This is a genomic window from Stenotrophomonas genospecies 5 (assembly GCF_054473825.1).
On sequence record NZ_JBTMUW010000003.1, the window covers coordinates 328,022 to 345,767 of the forward strand.

Annotated in this window: 19 protein-coding genes; 9 read left to right on the forward strand and 10 right to left on the reverse strand. The window is 67.7% G+C overall.

The genetic code is table 11. From position 1 onward, the window contains the following. Window positions 1-38: 38 nt before the first annotated feature. Entirely contained in the window at window positions 39-1,412 is a 1,374-nt protein-coding gene (cycA, locus tag ACX9OW_RS18515) for a D-serine/D-alanine/glycine transporter (protein WP_180875803.1), read from the reverse strand. A 226-nt stretch (window positions 1,413-1,638) separates the two neighbouring features. Between cycA and ACX9OW_RS18520 the strand changes: the two genes are divergently transcribed. Next, complete coding sequence (locus tag ACX9OW_RS18520; protein ID WP_065182542.1) at window positions 1,639-3,255, forward strand: EAL domain-containing protein; 1,617 nt, start codon at window positions 1,639-1,641, stop codon at window positions 3,253-3,255. A gap of 3 nt (window positions 3,256-3,258) precedes the next feature. On the opposite strand, the gene ACX9OW_RS18525 is transcribed toward ACX9OW_RS18520, so the two are convergent. Together ACX9OW_RS18525 and ACX9OW_RS18530 are read right to left on the reverse strand one after the other, a co-directional pair. Beyond that, a complete protein-coding gene (locus tag ACX9OW_RS18525) occupies window positions 3,259-4,443 on the reverse strand; it encodes an MFS transporter (RefSeq protein WP_459062667.1) in 1,185 nt (394 codons plus the stop codon). After that, a complete protein-coding gene (locus tag ACX9OW_RS18530) occupies window positions 4,440-5,618 on the reverse strand; it encodes a serine hydrolase domain-containing protein (RefSeq protein ID WP_459062668.1) in 1,179 nt (392 codons plus the stop codon). The genes ACX9OW_RS18525 and ACX9OW_RS18530 overlap by 4 nt, the downstream gene beginning before the upstream one ends. Before the next feature lie 196 nt (window positions 5,619-5,814). Between ACX9OW_RS18530 and ACX9OW_RS18535 the strand changes: the two genes are divergently transcribed. Then, on the forward strand, window positions 5,815-6,714 hold the full coding sequence (locus tag ACX9OW_RS18535; RefSeq protein WP_053518823.1) for a LysR family transcriptional regulator: 900 nt from the start codon (window positions 5,815-5,817) through the stop codon (window positions 6,712-6,714). Between the two features lie 163 nt (window positions 6,715-6,877). Then, window positions 6,878-8,488 carry an ABC-F family ATP-binding cassette domain-containing protein gene (locus tag ACX9OW_RS18540; RefSeq protein WP_459062669.1) on the forward strand — a complete coding sequence of 537 codons (1,611 nt, stop codon included), beginning with the start codon at window positions 6,878-6,880 and terminating at the stop codon, window positions 8,486-8,488. Between the two features lie 10 nt (window positions 8,489-8,498). Here ACX9OW_RS18540 and ACX9OW_RS18545 read toward each other — a convergent pair whose 3' ends face one another. Continuing rightward, window positions 8,499-9,824, reverse strand: a complete 1,326-nt coding sequence (locus ACX9OW_RS18545) for a GTP-binding protein (RefSeq protein WP_459062670.1) — start codon at window positions 9,822-9,824, stop codon at window positions 8,499-8,501. Window positions 9,825-9,891: 67 nt separating this feature from the next. Here ACX9OW_RS18545 and ACX9OW_RS18550 point away from each other — a divergent pair, with 67 nt between their 5' ends. Beyond that, entirely contained in the window at window positions 9,892-10,269 is a 378-nt protein-coding gene (locus ACX9OW_RS18550) for a MerC domain-containing protein (RefSeq protein WP_053518817.1), read from the forward strand. Between the two features lie 24 nt (window positions 10,270-10,293). Here ACX9OW_RS18550 and ACX9OW_RS18555 read toward each other — a convergent pair whose 3' ends face one another. Next, window positions 10,294-10,578, reverse strand: a complete 285-nt coding sequence (locus ACX9OW_RS18555; RefSeq protein WP_049417302.1) for a metal-sensing transcriptional repressor — start codon at window positions 10,576-10,578, stop codon at window positions 10,294-10,296. Window positions 10,579-10,629: 51 nt separating this feature from the next. Here ACX9OW_RS18555 and dmeF point away from each other — a divergent pair, with 51 nt between their 5' ends. Then, a complete protein-coding gene (dmeF, locus tag ACX9OW_RS18560) occupies window positions 10,630-11,604 on the forward strand; it encodes a CDF family Co(II)/Ni(II) efflux transporter DmeF (RefSeq protein ID WP_459062671.1) in 975 nt (324 codons plus the stop codon). A gap of 27 nt (window positions 11,605-11,631) precedes the next feature. Here the strand turns inward: dmeF and ACX9OW_RS18565 are convergent, their stop codons facing one another. Beyond that, on the reverse strand, window positions 11,632-11,916 hold the full coding sequence (locus ACX9OW_RS18565; protein ID WP_312555000.1) for a hypothetical protein: 285 nt from the start codon (window positions 11,914-11,916) through the stop codon (window positions 11,632-11,634). A gap of 85 nt (window positions 11,917-12,001) precedes the next feature. Here ACX9OW_RS18565 and ACX9OW_RS18570 point away from each other — a divergent pair, with 85 nt between their 5' ends. From ACX9OW_RS18570 to ACX9OW_RS18580, 3 genes are all read left to right on the forward strand, one after another. After that, on the forward strand, window positions 12,002-12,418 hold the full coding sequence (locus ACX9OW_RS18570) for a hypothetical protein (RefSeq protein ID WP_322523345.1): 417 nt from the start codon (window positions 12,002-12,004) through the stop codon (window positions 12,416-12,418). A 127-nt stretch (window positions 12,419-12,545) separates the two neighbouring features. After that, window positions 12,546-13,220, forward strand: a complete 675-nt coding sequence (locus ACX9OW_RS18575) for a hypothetical protein (RefSeq protein ID WP_459062672.1) — start codon at window positions 12,546-12,548, stop codon at window positions 13,218-13,220. Between the two features lie 134 nt (window positions 13,221-13,354). After that, window positions 13,355-14,197: a class I SAM-dependent methyltransferase gene (locus ACX9OW_RS18580; RefSeq protein WP_065182578.1), complete on the forward strand. Its 843-nt coding sequence runs from the start codon at window positions 13,355-13,357 to the stop codon at window positions 14,195-14,197. A gap of 3 nt (window positions 14,198-14,200) precedes the next feature. On the opposite strand, the gene ACX9OW_RS18585 is transcribed toward ACX9OW_RS18580, so the two are convergent. Both ACX9OW_RS18585 and ACX9OW_RS18590 read right to left on the reverse strand, forming a co-directional pair. After that, window positions 14,201-15,169: a polysaccharide deacetylase family protein gene (locus tag ACX9OW_RS18585; RefSeq protein WP_459062673.1), complete on the reverse strand. Its 969-nt coding sequence runs from the start codon at window positions 15,167-15,169 to the stop codon at window positions 14,201-14,203. Between the two features lie 54 nt (window positions 15,170-15,223). Then, a complete protein-coding gene (locus tag ACX9OW_RS18590; protein WP_253161724.1) occupies window positions 15,224-15,820 on the reverse strand; it encodes a hypothetical protein in 597 nt (198 codons plus the stop codon). A gap of 139 nt (window positions 15,821-15,959) precedes the next feature. Between ACX9OW_RS18590 and ACX9OW_RS18595 the strand changes: the two genes are divergently transcribed. After that, window positions 15,960-16,703, forward strand: a complete 744-nt coding sequence (locus ACX9OW_RS18595; protein ID WP_459062674.1) for a hypothetical protein — start codon at window positions 15,960-15,962, stop codon at window positions 16,701-16,703. Here ACX9OW_RS18595 and ACX9OW_RS18600 read toward each other — a convergent pair. Both ACX9OW_RS18600 and ACX9OW_RS18605 read right to left on the reverse strand, forming a co-directional pair. Next, window positions 16,700-16,870, reverse strand: coding sequence for a hypothetical protein (locus ACX9OW_RS18600; protein WP_164972344.1), 171 nt, complete (start codon window positions 16,868-16,870; stop codon window positions 16,700-16,702). The two genes, ACX9OW_RS18595 and ACX9OW_RS18600, sit on opposite strands and share 4 nt — an antisense overlap. Before the next feature lie 20 nt (window positions 16,871-16,890). Then, window positions 16,891-17,703: an alpha/beta fold hydrolase gene (locus tag ACX9OW_RS18605; protein WP_459062675.1), complete on the reverse strand. Its 813-nt coding sequence runs from the start codon at window positions 17,701-17,703 to the stop codon at window positions 16,891-16,893. Window positions 17,704-17,746: the final 43 nt, after the last annotated feature.

Sequence of the window (17,746 nt, forward strand, 5' to 3'; positions counted from 1 at the left end):
CCCGCTAACGATGGGTGAATGCGGTGGCGGCCGCGCCCCTAGCGGGCCATCCGGCTGCGCAGCGCGTAGCCCACGCCCAGCAGCACGAACCACGCCGGGCTGGCGATCAGGGCCTGGCGGGTATCGGCCTGCAGGCTCAACAGGACCAGCACGCCCGCGAAGAACACCAGGCACGCCCAGCACATCGCCACGCCACCGGGCATCTTGAAGATCGAGGCCTCGTGGCGCTGCGGGTAACGGCGGCGGTAGACCATGTAAGCCACCAGGATCAGCGACCAGACGAAGATGAAGAGCACCGTCGCCAGCGTCGTCACCAGGGTGAAGGCGGTCACCAGATTCGGAATCAGGTAGATCAGCAGCGTGCCGCCCAGCAGGCACAGGCAGGAGAACAGCAGCCCGCGGGCCGGCACCGCCGCGCGCGACAGTTTCGACAGGCCGCGCGGCGCGTGGCCTTCTTCCGCCAGGCCATACAGCATGCGGCTGGTGGAGAAGATGCCGCTGTTGGCCGAGGACGTTGCCGAGGTCAGCACCACGAAATTGATCAGGCTGGCGGCGGCAGGGATCCCGGCCAATACGAACAGCTGCACGAACGGGCTCTTGTCCGGCACCACCTGCCGCCACGGCGTCACTGCCATGATCGCCACCAGCGCAAGCACGTAGAAGATGATGATGCGCACCGGGATCGAGTTGATCGCCTTGGGCAGGTTGCGCTCCGGGTCGGCGGTTTCAGCGGCGGTGGTTCCCACCAGCTCGATGCCGACGAAGGCGAACACCGCGATCTGGAAACCGGCAAAGAAGCCGACCAGTCCCATCGGGAACATGCCACCGTCGTTCCACAGGTTGGCCAGCGAGGCGGTGTGCCCGCTGGGCGAGGTGAAGCCCCACGCCACCAGGCCGGCGCCGGTGATGATCAGCGCGCAGATCGCCACGATCTTGATCAGCGCGAACCAGAACTCCATCTCACCGAACAGCTTCACTGTCACCAGATTCAGCCCCAGCAGCAACAGCACGCACATCAGTGCCGGAATCCACGCATCCAGGCCGGGGAACCAGAACTGTGCGTACGCAGCGATGGCGATGACATCGGCGATGGCGGTGACGATCCAGCAGAACCAGTAGGTCCATCCACAGAAGAAGCCGGCCCAGGGCCCGAGCAGATCGGTGGAAAAATCGATGAAGGATTTGTACTGCAGGTTGGACAGCAGCAGTTCGCCCATCGCGCGCATGACGAAGAACAGCATCGCGCCGATGATCAGGTAGACGAACACGATGGACGGCCCGGCCAGGCTGATGGTCTTGCCCGATCCCATGAACAGACCGGTGCCGATGGCACCGCCGATGGCAATCAGCTGAAGGTGGCGGTTGGACAGGCTGCGGCGCAGATGCTCGGGGGGCTGGGCAGGGTCGGTCATGGCGCGGAATCGGCGGGCGAAGCGTCCGACGGTAGTCCTCCCGGGCCGGTTGCGCCAGCTGGGGACGGGCTGAATCCGGCAAAGTTGGCCGCTTTCACCACAATGTGACCGAATACCTGATTCGTCCCATTCCGCCCGGCGCGGCGGCGTGCTCAGATAGCCGCATCTGCCCAAGGATCGGCCCGACCATGCGCCCTGCCCTGCCTGCCTTGCTGGAGCCCCGGACGTGAGCCGACTGCGGATCATCATCGGGGGAACCGCGCTGGCGCTGCTGGCGGCGGCCATTCCCATCGCCGTCATGGCCTACGCCACGTGGGACCGCGCCGTGAGCGTGGAGCAGCAGCGCCTGCATGACATCGCCGAACGCACCCTGCGGCGTGCGGACCTGTCCTACCAGGAAGCGCTGGCCGCACTGAAATCAGCCGAGGCCACCGCACTCCCCGCCTGCAGCCCGGAGCACATCCGGCGCATGCAGACGCTGGTGATGACCACCCCTTCGGCCGATCAGCTGGGCTATTTCGAAGGCGGCAAACTGCGGTGCACCTCATGGGGGCCGTTCCTGTCCGACGTGAACCAGCCCAGGCCGGACCACGTCACCAGCGACGGCGCCGGAATCGCGGTCGATGTGCGTCCCGAGACCAGCGGCCGCCGCAAGGTGCTGTCGATCCTGTATGGCTCCTACGACGTACTGGTCGATCCCCGCCGCTTCGTCGATGTCATCGTTGATCCGAACGTGCGGCTGGCCCTGGCCAGCCCCGACGGCCGCCTGCTGGCCCGGCAGAACGACATGGATCCGGCGCTGCTGCAGAGCCTGCTGCGCGATCCCGGCATTGGTCTGGACCAGAACACGCTGTACGCCACCGCTCGCAATGAAGAATGGCTGGCCATCGCCACCACCCCACGGACCGCGCTCACCGCCAGCTTCCGCCAGCAGGCGTGGCTGTTCGTGCCGCTGGGCGTGCTGCTGGCCGCCGCCGGTGCCGGCCTGGTGATCTGGTTGTCGCGCCGCCGGCTGTCGCTGCGGGGCGAACTGGCCACCGCCATCCGCCGTCGCGAGCTGTACCTGCATTACCAGCCGATCATCGAACTGGACACCGGCATCTGCGTGGGCGCCGAAGCGCTGGTGCGCTGGCAGCGTCCGGACGGCACCCAGGTGCGTCCGGACCTGTTCATTCCGCTGGCCGAAGAGGCCGGCATGATCGGCGATGTCACCGATCTGGTGATCGAGAACGTGGTGCGCGACCTGCGCGAACTGCTGGTCGGCGATCGCAGCGCGCACGTGGCGATCAACCTTGCGGCCGAAGACATCAGCAGCGGCCGCGCGTTGAAGATGATCGCCAAGCACATGACCGGCAGCGGCATCCTGCCGCAGCAGATCTGGATGGAGGCCACCGAGCGCGGCTTCCTCGACCTGGACCGCGCCCGCACGATGCTGGCCGCGGCACGCCGCGCCGGGCACAGCGTCGCCATCGACGATTTCGGCGTGGGCTATTCCAGCCTGCAGTACCTGGCACAGCTGCCACTGGATGCGCTGAAGATCGACAAGTCCTTCGTCGATGCGATCGGCACCGACAGTGCCACCAGCCCGGTCACCCCGCACATCATCGGCATGGCGCGCGAGCTGGGCCTGTGGGTCGTGGCCGAAGGCGTGGAGACAGAAGCGCAGCTGGCCTATCTGCACGGTCAGAAGGTGCAGTTCGGGCAGGGCTGGCTGTTCTCCCGGCCGCTGCCACGTGACGAATTCGTGGCGTTCCACCACAAGCGGCAGCAGCGCTACGGCGCAGCGCGCGAACAGATGCAGAACCCGCGCAGCGTACCGATCGAACAGGAGCCACTGCCGTAAGCGTTACGCCCAGGCCTTCGGGCGTGCGATCAGCCACGCCGCACTTGCCGCCAGCAACAGCAGCGGCAGCCAGCCCAGATGGCGCGCGTCACCGGACTGCAGCACCAGGCCGCCGGCCACGCCGCCGGCCGCAATGGCCAGGTTCCAGCCGGTTACCAGCATCGACTGCGCAAGGTCGGCCGCCGCGCCGGCGCGCCGCGCCAATGCCGTCTGGAACAGGGTCGGCACCGCACCGAACGCCATACCCCACACGATCGTCGCCAGCAGCAGTGCGGTCGCGCTCACCGGCCACAACAGCAGCGCCATGACGGCGGCGATGAAGCCCAGCACCGTGCTCCAGACCAGCGCATGCAGGTGGCGATCCACGCCCCAGCCAGCGATCGCGATACCGACAAGGGCCGCCATGCCGAACGCCAGCAGCAGGCGGTCCAGCCAGGCCCCCGCACCGGCCTGCAAGGCCACAGGCTCGATGTAGGTGTACAGCACGTTGTGCGCGAGTACGTACAGCGCCATCACCAGCAAGGTGCTGCGCACGCCCGGCATGCGCCATACCGCAGCCAGCGACACACGCCGTCCGGAGCCGGCTGCGGGCAGGGCCGGCAGGGCCCAGCGCGCATAGACCAGCAGCAGCACCGCCAGCACGCTCATCAGGGCGAACGCCCAGCGCCAACCGATCTGCTGGCCCAGCAGGGTACCGGCTGGCACGCCCAGTGACAGGGCCAACGGCGATCCGATCATCGCCACCGCGATGGCGCGTCCCTGCAGCTCAGGCACCACCATGCGCGCGGCGTAACCTGCCACCAGCGACCACAGCAGGCCGCCACTGACGCCGGCCAGGAAGCGCGCCGCCAGAATCAGCGCGTAGCTGCTGCTCAACGCGGTCAGCGTATTGACCAGCACGAAGCCGGCGATCGCGGCCAGCAACAGGGGACGACGCGGCAAACGCTGGGTCAGCGCGGTCATCGGCAGCGCCGCCAGTACCGAACCCAGCGCGTACACGCTGACCAGCTGACCCACCGCCGCATCGCTCACACCCAGGCTGGCGCCCATCGGACGCAGCACCCCGGCCGGCAGTGTTTCCGTCAGCAGGGTGATGAAGGCACCGCCGGCCAGCGCCAGCAGGCCGGCCCAGGGCAGGCGCGAGGCCGCACCCGCGGGGGCTGCCGCATCGATCGCGTGGCCACTCATCGTGCAGCCTCCAGATCGGCGTAGATCGCATCGCGCAGTTCATCCACGAATGCACCGTCCATGCCCTCGTACAGCGTATTGGTCAGCGCCACCACGCTCAGGCCCCGTGCCGGGTCGACGAACCAGCTGTGGCCGTAGGCACCGCCCCAGCGCCAGCTGCCCGGCGCCTGCGGCGTTGCGCCGGCAACCGCATCGCGCAGCACGGCAAATCCCAGGCCGAAGCCCCAGCCTGCCGGCTCCGGCGGCCCCGCCTCACCCACCTGCGGCGTGCCCATCTGCGCCAGCAGCGGGGCCGGCAGCAGCGCAGGCGCCTGCCCGTCGCGCAGCGCCTCGAGCACTGTCATCAGATCGTCGGCCGTGCCGACCAGGCCCGCGCCGGCCGATGGATAGCGGCTGGCATCGGTGGCCCGGGCCAGGCTGTACTCGATACCGACCGTTTCCGGGAACACCGGCACGACCTCGCCCTCGCGCAGGCGGTGCGGCAGCGGGTCGTCGCTGACATAGGGCGTGGCCAGGCGGCTCGCGTCGCCGGTTGCGAAGGCGGTGTCGCGCAGGCCGAGCGGCGTCGCCAGCAGGCGCTCGAACAACGCCTGCAGGGTCTCGCCCGTTGCGGCTTCGGCCACCGCCCCGGCCACGTCCACGCCCAGCGAGTACATCCACTGGCTGCCCGGCGGGAACAGCAGGGGCACCTGTGCGATACGCCGCACGTTGTCGGCCAGCGACAGCGGATTGGCATCCATGCCATCACTGACGCCGGCCCGCGCGTAGGGGCCGTGCGCATCGGCTTCCAGGAAGCGGTAGCCCAGGCCGCTGCTGTGACTGAGCAGCTGGCGCAGGCTGATGGCCGGCGTGCTGCCGTCGGCGAGCGTCGGCCGGAAATCGGGCAGCCAGTGCTGCACGGGCGCATCCAGATCAAGCACGCCCTCGGCGACCAGGCGCAGGATCACCACCGTCAGCAGAGGCTTGCTCACCGATGCCAGGCGGAACAGATGGTCACGGCGCATCGGTTCGCCGCGTTCACGGTCGGCCAGGCCGGTGGCGCTGGCGTGGCGCAGCACCCCGTGCACGCGCACCTGCACGACCGCACCGACCAGCCGATGAGGGTGCACCTGCTGCAGCAGACGCTGCACCGACGGCAGGGCGGGTTCAGTCACTGGAGAAAGAGCGGCATTCATGACGGCAGTCCGTGGGAGGAGAGGCCGCCACCTTAGGCAGCCTGGACGCCGGCAAAAAGCCGGTTGCCGCTCCGCGCATCATGGACCGGGGAGTCCGCAATGGGCATGATGCCCGGAACCGGAAGGCCATCATCGCGCGTCAACGCGCTGCATCACGGTGTTGCATTCCCCCCGCCGCTGCCCGCCTGCCACGCCCATGTCCGTTCTCGACAATCTCGCCAACCTGCAGACCTTCGTGCATGCCGCCGACACCCGCAGCTTCGTCGAAACCGGGCGCCTGCAGGGCATTTCCGCCTCCGCGGCGGGCAAGTGCGTGGCCCGGCTGGAACAGGCCCTGGGCGTACGCCTGTTTCACCGCAGTACGCGCAGCATCACCCTCACCGCGGAGGGCCAGCTGTTCCTGGCCCGTTGCCGGCGCATCCTCGACGAGCGCGATGCCGCGCGTACCGAACTGGCGCAACCGCATGCCACGCCCAGTGGCACCCTGCGCATCAGCCTGCCGCTGGTCGGCGACCTCACCCTGCCGCTGATGGCCGAATTCATGGCGGCGTATCCGGACATCCGCCTCGACCTGGACTTCAGTGACCGCCTGGTGGACGTGATCGAAGAAGGCTTCGACGCAGTGCTGCGCGTGGGTGAGCCCAGCGATTCGCGCATGAACGCGCGTCGGATGGGGGTGTTTCCCCGGCGTGTCGTTGCCTCGCCTGCCTATCTGCAGCGGCGTGGTACGCCCCGCACCCCGGCCGACCTGCTGCAGCACACGCTGCTGCACTACCGCTTCCCCAGCAGCGGCAAGCTGGAGCCATGGCCGATTCACTGGCCCGAAGGCGAACCCGTGCAGGAACTGCCTGTGCACATGGTCGCCAACACCATCGAAGCCCGCGTGGCCCTGGCCCTGCGCGATGTCGGCCTGGCCTTCGTACCCGTGCATTCAGTGCGCGATACGCTGGCCGACGGGCGCCTGGTGACGGTGCTGGACGAGTACGTGCACTCCTGCGGCACCTTCCACCTGTTGTGGCCCTCGGGGCGCCACGTACTGCCGAAGCTGCGCGTGTTCATCGACTTCGTCGGCGCGCGCCTGGACACCGTGCCGTAGCCACGCCGCGGCGCGACCGTTCAGCCGCCGGCGCTATACTGGCCGCTCATTCCTCCTTGAGGCTCGCGACCGATGCGCCATTGATGCCGCCGTCTTCGAACTAGACGGCCCGACGCTTCCCGCCCCTGTGCGCAGGGGAGAACACGGCATCCATGGAGGTCGCATGACCGCACATTTCCTCACGCTCGATCGCGTGTCGTATCGACTGGCCGATGGCCGGTCGCTGTTTTCAGACCTGTCGTTTTCCTTTGAACCGGTCGCCACCGGCCTGGTCGGCGCCAACGGTGCCGGCAAGAGCGTGCTGGCGCGCCTGCTGGCGGGGCAGATCACGCCGGACAGCGGCGACGTGCACCGCAGCGGCAACGTGTTCCTGCTGCCCACGCCCGGCCACCCACCCCGTGGCAGCGTCGGCGAGCTGGCCGGCGTCGGCCCGCAGCTGGCCGCACTGGCGCGGATCGAGGCTGGCAGCATCGACGAGGCCGACTTCGCCTGCATTGGCGAGCATTGGGATCTGCGCGAGCGGCTGGCACAGCACTGGCAGGCGCAACAGCTACCGGACGATCTCGATCCTGCGCAGCCGGCGGCCCGCCTCAGCGGTGGCCAGGCGATGCAGGTGGCGCTGTCCGGCGCCTGGGCCAGTGGCGCCGACTGGCTGATTCTGGACGAGCCCAGCAATCACCTCGACGCCCGCCATCGGCAGCAGCTCTACGCGCAGCTGCAGCAGTGGACCGGCGGTCTGCTGGTGATCAGCCACGACCGCGAACTGCTATCGCACATGCAGCAGATCGTCGAGCTGGACGCGCACGGCCTGCGTCGCTACGGCGGCCCTTGGCAGCACTATGCCGAGGCACGCGCCGCCGAGCGGGACGCAGCGGACGCACAGCTTGACCACGCACGTGCGCAGCACCGGCGGCAGCAGCGCAGCGCGCGCGAGCAGCACGAACGCCAACAGCAGCGGCAGGCACGCGGCACGCGCGAGGCGAAGCAGGCCAACCAGGCACCGATCCTGCTCGGCCGGCAGAAGCAGCGCGCAGAAGCCAGCCACGGGCGTGCGCAGCAGATCCAGAACGAGCGCCTGCAGGCCAGTGCCGCGCAGGTGCGCGCCGCTTCATCGGCCGTGCAGGCCACACCCGAGCTGGCCCTGTTTGCGGGCGAGGGCGAACGTGGCAGCACGCGCCTGCTGCAGGCGACTGATCTCGTACTGCCGTACGGTTGCAGCCTGCCGTTGCAGCTGGAGATCCGTCGCCGGCAACGCATCGCCGTGATCGGCGACAACGGCAGTGGCAAATCGACCCTGCTGCGTGTGCTGGCCGATCACCTGCCCGCCCGCAGTGGCGCCGTGCAGCGCCTGGCGCCGCTGGCCCTGCTGGACCAGCAGCTGCTGGGGTTGTGCGGTACGCGCAGCATTCTGGACAGCGTGCAGGCCGCCAACCCCGCCGCCGATCCTGGCGAGCTGCGCACGCGCCTGGCGTTACTGGGGCTGGATGCGCAGCGCATCCAGCGTCCCGCCAGCAGCCTCAGCGACGGCGAACGGGTGAAGGGCGCACTGGCCAGCGTGCTGTATGCCGACCCGGCACCCCAGCTGCTGCTGCTCGACGAGCCCGGCAATGCCCTGGACCTGGGGGCACTGCAGGCGCTGGAACAGCTGCTGGATGCATGGCCGGGTGCGTTGATGATGGTCAGCCACGACCGTCACCTGCTGCAGGCATTGCAGCCCACGCAGGTACTGCAGGTAACAGCAGACGGTTGGCAATGGCACGACCCACGCCCTTGAACTCCTCCCGTCAGCGCTTCCATGCCGGGAACGACTGAGGCAACTGCTGCCACAGCAGCGGGCCGGCGCGGAGCTCCTGGTCATCCAGCAGGCACGCGTCCAGTTCCGCGCGCACCGCGCGTTCATCCATGTGCACGCCGATCACCACCAGCTCCTGCCGACGGTCCCCCCATAGCGGATGCCACAGCCGCGCCATCGCGGCATGCGCGGCGCGATCCGGGAAGTCCTCCACGCCCGGCAGCGGAGCGCTCCAGCAGTTGGCCTGCTGGCGCGCCCAGCCCACATCGCTGTACGGCAGGGGCGTCGGCGGCAGCAGCGGCGTGGTGTCTTCCAGGCCTGCACGTACGCGATCACGCGCGGCGTACCAGAACCCTGCGGCCTGCGTGCGCGTTGCCGCGCCAACCGCGTTCAACTCGCCCACCCAGTCCATGCGGTTGGCCAGCCAGAACCAGCCCTTGCTGCGGATCACGCCGGGCATGCCACTGCGCAACGCGCGCGCGAAACGGGCCGGATGGAACGGCCGCCGTGAACGGTAGACGAAACTGGCAATGCCGTACTCTTCGCTTTCCGGCCTGTGCTCGCCACGCAGCTCCTTCACCCAGCCCGGTGCGCGCTGCGCCCGCTCGAAGTCGAAGCGGCCGGTATCGAGCAGTTCCGTCAGCGGTACATCACCGAAGCTGGACAGCAGCAGCTTCGCATCGCGGTTGAGGCCGCGCAGCACGGCCAGCGTGTCCTGCACCACTTCCTCCTCCACCTGGTCGATCTTGCTGACCACGATCACGTCAGCGAACTCGACCTGCTCGCAGAGCAGGTCGACCACCCCGCGGTCGTCGTCCGGTCCCGCCTGCTGGCCACGCTCGGCCAGGCGCAGGGTCGATCCGAAGTCGGCCAGGAAGGCACTGCCGTCGACCACGGTGACCATCGTGTCCAGCCGGGCGATGTCGCTCAGGCTGAAGCCCTGCTCATCGCGCACCGCGAAGGTCGCGGCCACCGGCATCGGTTCGCCGATACCGGTGGATTCGATCAGCAGGTAGTCGTAGCGGCCGCTGTCAGCCAGCCGCCGCACTTCCTGCAGCAGGTCCTCGCGCAGCGTGCAGCAGATGCAGCCGTTGCTGAATTCCACCAGCGTCTCTTCGGTGCGGCGCAGTTCGGCGCCACCGTCGCGCACCAGCTGCGCATCGATGTTGACTTCGCTCATGTCGTTGACGATGACCGCCACGCGCAGGCCCTCGCGGTTGCGCAGGATCTGGTTGAGCAGGGTGGTCTTGCCGGCCCCCAGAAAGCCGGACAGCACGGTGACGGGCAGGCGGCGGTCGGCGCGGGAAACAGTGTTCATGTCGGAGCGGTCTGGCTGCGGGAAAGAAATGTTACTATATAACAATTGTTACGCAAGGAACCTCCCCATGAAGTCCCCTTCCCCCGCACTGCTCGATGCCGGAGCCCTCGCCCTGTCGAGCCTGTGCCTGCTGCACTGCCTGGCGCTGCCCCTGCTTGCCGCCGCGTTGCCACTGTTCGGCGCCTGGGCCCAGGCCGAATGGGTGCATCTGCTGTTCGTGGCGATCGCCCTGCCGCTGACCGGCTACGCCCTGTGGCGGGCCGACCGCCGCCATCGCCTGCCCGTCATGGCCTGGACCGCGGCCGGTCTCGGCCTGGGCCTGCTGCTGGCCGGCGCGCTCGAGCTGCCTTCGCATGCCTGGGAAACGCCGCTGACCGTCACCGGCAGCCTGCTCCTGGCCGCCACCCACGTCTGGAACGCGCGGCGCCGGCACCGCCACTGCTGAGCATCGCCGGCCGCCTGCCCGGCGTTACTTCCCGTAACGCCGCAACAGTTCGACCAGCACCTCGGCCTCCGCCGCCCGCTGCTGCGGGTCTTCAGCCCCGACCACATGCTCCTGCAGGTGCTCGTGCAGCAACTCCATCAACAGGCTGTGGGCCGCACCACGCACCGCCGCAACCTGCACCAGCACGTCCGCACAGTCGCCCGCTTCACCCTCGGGCCTGTCCAGCGCCTGCTCCAATGCCGCCACCTGGCCGCCAATGCGGCGCACCCGGGTCAGCAGCTGTTTTCGATTTCTGTGTACATGTGCCATGGGTGGATCGTATACCCTATGGGGGTATCAACTCCACCCGCCGGTCACTCCATGCATCTGGACACGCTCGCCGCTGCCCGTCGCCACGACCATCGCTTCGACGATGGCAATCCCCTTGCCGAACGCAATACCCGCCGCGCCCTGTGGCTGACCGTCGGCATGATGCTGGTGGAGATCATCGGCGGCTGGTGGTTCAACTCCATGGCCGTGCTGGCCGACGGCTGGCACATGAGCTCGCACGCACTCGCGCTGGGCCTTTCGGTGTTCGCCTACCGCTGTGCACGGCGCTACGCACACGACCCGCGGTTCGCCTTCGGCACCTGGAAGATCGAGATTCTGGCGGGCTATACCAGCGCCATTGCCCTGCTGGGTGTCGCCGCGCTGATGGCCGCGCAGTCCGTGCAGCGGCTGTGGGTACCCGCGCCGATCCGTTACGACGAAGCCATCGCCATCGCCGTGGTCGGCCTGGGCGTGAATCTGCTCTGTGCGTGGTGGCTGCACGACAGCCCCGGCCACGCGCATCACGCGCATGGGCACGACCACGCGCATCATCACGGGCATCACCACGATCACGTTCATGACCCTTCGCATGGCCACGATCTCAATCTGCGCTCGGCCTACCTGCACGTGCTGGCCGACGCGGCCACCTCGGTGCTGGCCATCGTCGCACTGCTCGGCGGCAAACTGCTGGGCCTCACCTGGCTGGACCCCGTGATGGGTCTGGTCGGCGCCGTGCTGGTCACGGTGTGGGCGGTCGGCCTGCTGCGTGACAGTGGCCGCATCCTGCTCGACGCGCAGATGGACGCGCCGGTGGTGGCCGAGGTCCGCGAGGTGATCGAGCAGGGCCCATGGCCGGCACGCCTGGCCGACCTGCACGTCTGGCAAGTGGGCCGGGGCAAGTACGCGGTCAGCGCCAGCGTGGTGACCAGCGACGCCCGCCTTGATGCCGATACCGTGCGCCAGGCGCTGGCGATCCACGAGGAGCTGGTGCACGTGACGGTCGAGATCCATCACAGCCCGTCCTGATAGCGCCGAGCATCGCTCGCCCCGGCTTCAGAGCTTCAGCATCATCCGCAGCAGGTACATCAGCAACGGCAGCGCACTCAGCACCGCGCCCACGATACCGATCCAGGGCCAACGCTCGCCCCGCACCCGCGATGCCACAGCCAGCCCGCAGCCCACCAGTGCCGAGCCCAGCACGCCCACCCCCAGGCCCGCGGCGAGGCCATTGCCTCCCGCGGCCACCGCCGCCTGCGCCGCAAGCGTGCCTGCAGCCCACCCCACGACCAGGCCCAATCCACTGGCCACACCGCACCACGGTGCCTTGCCCTGTGCCATTGCACGCGTCCTCTTGCCGAATTTCTGTACGGGCCACGCCCGGCTGCTGCCTACACTAGCCGCACCTGCCTCGTCGGGACATCCCATGCGCGCGCTTCGCCTGCTGCTGCCCGGTGCCCTGCTGCTGTTCACCGCCTGTGGTGGCGATGCACGGCTGCCGTTCTCCTCCGATGCCCTGCAAGGCTGCTTCGCCACCAGCCCGCGCAGGACCGCCGATTTCCGCATCGAGCGCGAAGGCAGCCAGTACTTCGTTTCCTTCAACCGCGATGGCCAATGGCAGCGCGACCCGAACGGGCTGCACAAGGCCACCTCCAGCGAGATCAGCCGCTACTTCCGCGACGATGCGGCACAGATCGACAGCGCCGTGATCCGCATGGCCGGCGGCTTCGGCCTCTTCCACTTCAACAGCGGCGCCACGCTGAAGGGCAAGGCCAGTGACAGCGACTACATGGCGCTGATGCTGATCGGTGCCGGGCCGGTGTATGCGGTGAAGTGCGATTGATCGAAGTGCAGGGATTCAAGCGGATGAGGAAAGTTTCAAATTCGATCAGGCACAACTTCGGTCACAATCAAGATGCCGGATATTGTTGAGCCTACTGTCTCCGCCACCATGAAACGGAGACTCACACATGAGCAGACGCGCGCTGATCCTATGTTTAGCGACGGCCATGGCTGTACCTGCGTTCGCAGAAACACCCTTGAGTGTCGACAGAACCGAGTTGGACTCCAAGGGCGAGATCATCATCGTTCGTCGTACAACGTGGCCAGACTTCGACGGAGCACACATCCAGGTTGATCAGCATCTCAAGCCAGATGGATTTGGACGCCTGATCTATCGATACAGTGACCAGTCGGAAGCCACCAAGCTCTATCATCAGGCCTTCTGCGCCTCCATGGATATGGAACCGTCTGAGGGGGAAGGGACGATTGAAGGGCCGGCAGCAGGCTGGGTATGCACTCGTGAAAATGCTCCCGGTAGTTCAGCCTCAAAATTGAACTGGAAGAGTATCGACTGGGTTACAGCAACTGCTCCGAATGGACGTGTGCCTGTGGGCATCTCCTACTACTCAACGGGCCAGATGAACGCAGAAAGTTCTGTCGCCGGCGCCCGAACGGCCACACTTGGTGTTGACAATGGCAGATGCCACCTTAGCGATACACGTCATTTCTCATCCCCCTTCTCTCTCAGCGAGGGAATTGGCGTCATCTGCACCGTAAACGAGTCGCGATTCGTGAGCACCTCGCTGGATGTATGCATACCAAAGCAGTGCGCATCCAATCGCGGAACTCAGTTTGCCCAATAGGCCGTTTCTTCCTGGCGACCTTCATCCTTTCAATGAAGGTCGTCGCAGCAATGCACAGGGGTCCGACACCGCTCTTTCTATCCTTCATGGCAGCTGCGGTACCATGCCCTCCCCCGAACCGCCCGATGCCTGCCGTGCCCCACTACACCGGCCCCCTGCTGACCCGCGACAGCGCCGACGCCCTGCGTCGCGCCCACGACAAGGGCGCGCCCGAGTGGCAAGGCTCGCTTGACCTGGGGCGCAGCCAGGACAGCGTGGGGCTGGACGCGGAAGGCTTCCATTTCCGCGGCCAGCACTACCCGTGGCCGGGCAAGCTGAAGGACCGCACGCTGTACTACTGGGAGGGCGAAGACTTCGCTCCCATCTCACGCTACAGCGGTTCACTGATCAAACTGGTGCCTACCGAGTGGGGTGCGCCGACCTTCGAGATCGACGGCATCAAGATGCTGCCCACCTCGAAGCTGTCGCCGTTCGAGGACGCGCGCCGCAAGGTCGAGCTGGTTGCACCGGCGGGCAAGGCGCTGCTTGATACCTGCGGTGGGCTCGGCTACTTCGCCGCCTGCGCACTGGAGGCCGGCGTCGGCCAGATCCGCTCGTTCGAGAAGAACGCCGACGTGATGTGGCTGCGCACGCTCAACCCGTGGTCGCCCGATCCCGACTCGGCCGCTGCCGGTGGTCGCCTGCACTTCAGCCAGGGCGACGTCTCGCAGCAGATCGAGCAGATCGCCAGCAACAGCGTCGATGCGATCCTGCATGACCCGCCGCGCTTCGGCATCGCAGGCGAACTGTATTCGCAGGTGTTCTACGACCATCTCGCCCGCGTCCTGCGCAAGGGCGGCCGCCTGTTCCACTACACCGGCGCGCCCAACAAGCTCACCAGCGGCCGCGATGTGCCGCGCGAAGTGGCCAAGCGCCTGGAAAAGGCCGGATTCAAGGCCGAGCTCGCGCTGGACGGCGTGCTGGCGGTCAAGCGCTGAGCGCTACTCCGAATCCACCTTCGCCAGCGTCATCACCCACGCCGGCACCACCGGTTCGCCGGCATAGAAGTCCTTCGGCTTGTTCTCGGCCATCGCCCAGCGATGCAGCCAGCTGGGGCCGTAGCGGCCGTTGTAGCCTTCCGCGCCGCGCGCATAGGCGGGGTCACGCATGGCTTCTTCCAGCGTGATGAAGCGGTAGCCGCGCCGCCGGGTGGCCGCCACCAGTTCGGCGAAGGTGGCCGCGTTCAGTTCATTGGCATGCATCAGCCAGACCTGCGGCAAGGCATAGCCCAGCAGCGCCTGCGACTGCCGCTCGTAGTAGTCCAGCTTGTTGAGCATGTACGGCACATAGCCCTTGTGCAGCCGCGCCAGCGTAGCCTCGCGGGCTGCGGACGGCGGCTGTTCATTCATCACGTTGGCGTAGGCGAAGGCCCAGACCCATTCGCCGTTGTCCACCGTCACCGGCGCCACGCGGTACCCGTGGTCGCGGAAGAATCCGTCCATTGCCGCGCGGTCCTCGGCGGTCCGGCCCGCACGCAGATACGGATGGCGCATCCACTGTGGCCGCTGGCCGAGCTCGGCCAGCAGTGGCCGCAGCACCTGTTCGCCACGCAGGAAATCCTGCTGGAAGGCGGCTACGCCCTGCGCATTGAGGTCCATGTGCGAATAGGTGTGGTTGCCCAGCCCATAACCCGCGTCGAGCCAATCGCGCAGCATCTGCACCCGCGCCGGCTGCACCTGGCCATCAACCTCCAGCTTGTTCTCGTTGACGAAGCCCACCACCGGCACATCGGCCTGGCGCAGCTGCGCCATCAACGCCGCATGGCGCGTCTGCAGATCCGCAGGCAGGAGGGTGTCCAGGCGCGCCCACGGCAGATCATCAATGGTCACCGCGATGCGCCGGTCCACCTCCGCGGCGTGCACCGCCAGCGACAACAGCAGCAACGGCAGGGCACGCAGCCACGTACGCATGGACCATCCTTGTGTCGGCAGGAACGCCGACTGTAGCCCAGCGCGCGAGCGCCGTCAGCGCCCCTCTTCCGCAGCCGCGGCCCGCCACAGCGCAACACCGCCCACCATCGCGGCCGTCAGCAGCGCCACCAGCACCAGGGCCAGGTCATCCGGATTGCGCTGCAGCGGCGCGTGCGCGCGGGTGAAAATATGGAAGACCACTTCCTGGGCCTGCTCCAGTGGCATGCGTCCCTGCTGGGTCAGATCGACCAGACACGCCGTCGGAGACAGCCTGACCACGCTGTTCCACGCGTCTTCGTACAGATGCAGGGTCCACGCCGCCAGCGCCATGGCGCTGGCATGCAGAGCCATCAGCCCCAACGCGGTGGTGCGCAGGGGCCGCCGTACCCGGTGCCACCAATGCACGCAGATGGCCATCGCACCCAGCAGTGCGAGCGCCATGCCCGCTACCGGCAACCACCGCAGCGGCTGCCAATCATCCAGTGCGCCGGCACGCGCCATCAACACTTCGGCCATCCGCAGTCGCGCCGCGGGGTCCGGGCCACCGCAGGCAGCCGTCACCGGCTCCAGCAACAGATCCACACGGTGATGGAAATAGCCTGCGGCCAGGCCAAGGCCCAGCACGGCGACCACCTGCAGCAGAAGCAACATCAGTCCCGGGGCGCGCGTGCGGCCCTGAGGGAACGGAGTGGATGTCATCGTTACACTCGTGTCGGCGGTCTGTCATCGTAACCAAGCCGATCACGGCTGTCGGCTGGCGGATGCGACAACACGTGTGCTCGGCGGTACGATGTCCACCGAGGAAGAGCCGTTGCATGGAGTGCGCTGGATGCTGACGCTGTACCTGCTGGTGCATTACGGCACCGGCCTGTTGATGATCGCAGGGGCGGCCTACGCCGTGTCGCGTGTCATCCAGACCCAGCGCGCCAAGCTGCCACCAGTCACGCAATCCCTGCTGCCTACGGCCACACCACCGCGCCGTCGCGAACGCAAGGCACTACGGCGCCTGCAACGTCGTCATCCGCAGTGGAGCTACCACGTTGCCGCACCGGTTCCCCGCCGCTGGTACTTCGTCGGCTGCATACCGATCTTCGCCACGGCAGCGGTATGGGCCGTCGTCATGCCGGACGGCGCACGCTTCCAGGTCATGGTTGAAAGCACCGTCGGCTACCCGGCGAGCATCGCCCAGGTGCGCCTGCCCGTATCCCGGCACGCCGCGCTGTTGCAGGCGTGGCAGCCTGTCATCGCACAGGGCGCACGCACGGTCGAGATGGACTACACCATCGGCCGCCCACCGCTGGCAATCCAGTCGCGCGACGTTCTGCCGGTACAGGTACGGCAGCAGGGTGACCTGCTGCAGGTCGCGTTTGCACAGCCGATGCAGACACGCCAGCTGCAGGCCGCACTGACAGCGCGGGGCGCTCTGGCCGCCGGTGCGGTGCAGGTCCATCCACGCACGTTCGCACCTTGGCGCGAACGCGGTTGGACGCCCCTGCTCGCCCCTGCACCAGCGGGCCGCCCAACGCCGCGCTAACCGCGCGGCAGCTTGGCCGCCCACATGTTGTCGACCAGGTTCGGATAGGGTCGCCCGTTCTCCTCCGCGCGCTGCCGCGCCGCCTCCTTCTGTGCAGGCGACAACGGCTGCGACTTCTGGCCCTTCGGGTTGGGCTTCTTCCACGGTGGCGTGCGGGTCTGGCGCATGCGACGAGTGTAGAGGCCGGTTACTGCTTGAGGAAGTTCAGCAGCGCCAGATTGAAGTCGTCGGTGTGGCTGGTGTTGCAGCCATGCGGCGCGTTATGCAGCACCACCAGCTCGCTGCCGCGTATGGCGCGCTGGGTGCGCTTGCCCGAGCCCTCCAGTGGCACGGTGGCATCACTGTCGCCGTGCAGCACCAGGGTGGGAACGCTCACCTTCTGCAGATCGCGACGGAAGTCGGTAGTGGCAAACGCCTTCATGCAACCCAGCGCCGCCGCCTGGTCGGACTGGTGGCACAGCGCAATCGCCGCCTGGCGCTCGGCCTCGGTGACCATCAGCTTGCCGTTGGCGCTGAAGAAATCGCGGGTGAAACCATCGAAGAAGGCTTCGCGGTCCTGTTCCAGGCCGGTGCGCATCTCGTCCGCCTTGTCCTGGGTCAGCGGGCCCTCCGGGTTATCGTCGGTGCGCAGCAGGTACGGCGGCACCGCAGCCGCGAACACCACACTGTGCAGGCGCGACTCGCCGTGATTGGCGATGTAGCGCGCCACCTCGCCGCCACCCATCGAGAAACCGACCAGCGTGACCTCCTTCAGATCGCGCTGCTCGATGATGCTGGCCAGATCGGCCGCCAGCGTGTCGTAGTCATAGCCGTCAGTCGGCTTCTCGGAGCGGCCGAAGCCACGCCGGTCATAGCTGATCACGCGATAGCCCGCATCCCGCAGGATCGGCACCTGGTCCTTCCACGCCTCGGCCGAGAGCGGCCAGCCATGGATGAGGATGACCGGGCGGCCCTCGCCGCCGGTGTCTTCGATGTGCAGCCGGATGGGGGAAGCAGGCATGGGAACTCCTGATGAAAGGATGGCACCAGCCTAGGCAGCGGCG